A 2,634-nucleotide genomic window follows, 5' to 3' on the forward strand; every position below is an offset into this window, starting at 1 on the left:
CCCTCGCTATAATCGATTTGCCCTGAGCATCACAGAGATAATCAGTAATTATGATACACATCTGGTCCTTATGATTGAGGATCAACTATCCGATGATCAAAAAATTAGTATGGATGCTCTTCTAAAAATAGATGATGCTGATTCTTCAACCATTGCCAGACTTAAAACCATTAGTCACTCAAGAAAACCAAAAGAAATCAAGGAAAGCGTCGAGGATTATCAACTAATCCAATGCCTATATAATAGTATCACCCCTTTGCTGGATAGACTAAATCTGCACAATGATACAATTAAGCATTATGCAACCTGGGTTCGCAAAGCCAGTCTGTTTCAGATTAATCAGCTTCAGCCTGATAAACGCTATCTCCATATACTTTGTTTTTTGGTTCATCAGTATCAGTTAAGACAGGATATTTTTGCAGATATTTTACTGAGCTGTGTGAAGGCAACGGAAAATGCCGCTACGAAAAATGAAAAGGAACATATCTTTAAACAGAAAGACCAACAAAAGGAAACCCTGCAATTATTATCAGATGCAAGAATATCCTATAAGGATCAACTGAAAAAAATTGAAAGGCTGGCAACATCACCTGTATTAAGTGATTCGGAGAAAGTTCAGCAAATCAGACAATTGCTGGATGACTATCACCAACACCTGGAAATTCATTCACAGGAACCAAAACTGGATGAATGCACAAAACAGGCGCTTGATGAGGTGAACGCAGAGAATTATTACCAGATACTAGAAGATTTATCCCTTAAATTACAGAACAGGGTGGCTGATATTTTGCGTAATATTGCATTTGATATCGCGGAAAATCAGGAAATTCCTGCTATTCTGGTAGCAATTAAACACTATCAGGCTAAAACAGGGAATGTGGGAAAAGAGGCACCAGTGGGCTTTTTATCTGAAAGGGAGCAGACGGTACTTTATTCTAATGAAAGTAAATTTAGGGTTTCTCTTTATAAAGTTCTACTGTATTTTTACACAGCTGATGCTTTAAAGGCGGGCATTATCAGTCTGAAGCCAGCCTATCGCTATCTTTCACTGGAAAATTACTTACACCCCAAAGAGCACTGGCAAGTTAACAGGAACAGGCTACTGGAAGAAGCTGGGCTACTCGATTTTGCAGATATTGATCAATTAATTGCAACCCTTCAAAAAAAGCTTCATGGGGCTTATCATAAAACCAATCGACGCATCAAGGCAGACAAGAACTCTCACATTAAATTTGATTCAAAAGGACGGATGGTGCTGACAACACCTAAAGTCGAAAAGATAAATACACAATCGGTATCTTCTCTATTTATTGATCAGAAATACACATCGGTACTGAAAATATTGAGTGATATTCAGCGGTTAACGGGTTACCTTCATTGCTTTCGCCATCACAGCGTAAAAGACAAGAAGATTTTACCAAAAACATCCATATTTTATGCGGCGATTTTAGGAATGGGGTGCAATATTGGTATCAGCAAGATGGCCAATGTCTCCAAAGGAATTACGGAAGATGCACTGGAAAACTTTGTAAACTGGCACATGAGTCTTGATAATATTAACGCAGCCAATCAATGCATTCTTGATCTGCTCGGCAAGCTATCATTAGCCAGCATCTATCAAAACAATCCTGGTGAATTACATACATCAAGCGATGGGCGAAAAGTCAGCGTGATTGTTGAGTCATTGAATGCCAATAAATCATTCAAATACTTTGGAAGCGGCTCAGGTTCTTCACTTTACAGTTTTATTGATGAGCTGAATCGCCTTTTTTATACTACGTCCATCAGTAGTTCTGAGCGAGAGGCAGCCTATGTTGCTGATGGATTATTACACAATCTTTCGATCAAAAGCACTATCCATTCCACTGATACACATGGTTATTCCGAAGCAATTTTTGGGATATTAAATATGCTGGGGATTTATTTTGCACCCAGAATTAAAGGTCTGAAGAAAGCTACCCTCTATAGTTTCAGTTCTAGAAGCACCTATGAAACCAGAGGCTATAAAATACTGCCACATCGTTATATCGACACGGATTTAATTAAAACCCATTGGGATGATGTTTTGCGTTTGATGGTTACGATAAAACTTAAAACCACAACGGCATCTCAACTGTTCAAGCGCCTCAGTTCATATTCTAAACAACACCCATTGTACTGTGCCATCAAGGAATTTGGACGGATCATTAAAAGTCTGTTTATCCTTCGGTATATTGATGATGTGGAATTACGACAGGCTGTTGAAAAACAGCTAAATCGTATTGAGTTGTCGAATAAGTTCTCAAAAGCCATTTTGTTTGGTAACAACCAGGAAATTCAATACAGCAGCAAAGAGGAACAAGAAATGGTTGTTGGTTGCCAACGCCTAATCCAGAATGCAATTGTATTATGGAATGAGCTATACCTTTCGCAAAAATTGGCTCTGCTGGAGGATGAAGAAAGCAGAAAGGCACTATTAACCATTATTCGCAATGGGTCGACTTTAATCTGGCATTACGTCAATTTGCATGGAGAATATGACTTTACTCAGGATATTGAAGAACAGGATATATTGTTTGATATGGACAAAATATTAGCACTTAAGGTCGCTTAACTATCTCATTGCCAGTTTGGGCTGGATATGCGGTAAAACCC

At 38.4% G+C, this 2,634-nt stretch carries 1 protein-coding gene; it reads left to right on the plus strand.

Annotated elements, in window-relative coordinates:
- The coding region (locus ELY15_RS15100) for a Tn3 family transposase (protein ID WP_127101478.1) at nt 1–2,593 on the plus strand (2,593 nt) is incomplete at its 5' end.
- Between the last annotated feature and the right edge of the window lie 41 nt (nt 2,594–2,634).

The sequence above is a fragment of the Legionella sp. km772 genome, from assembly GCF_003989735.1.
GTDB lineage: Bacteria > Pseudomonadota > Gammaproteobacteria > Legionellales > Legionellaceae > Legionella.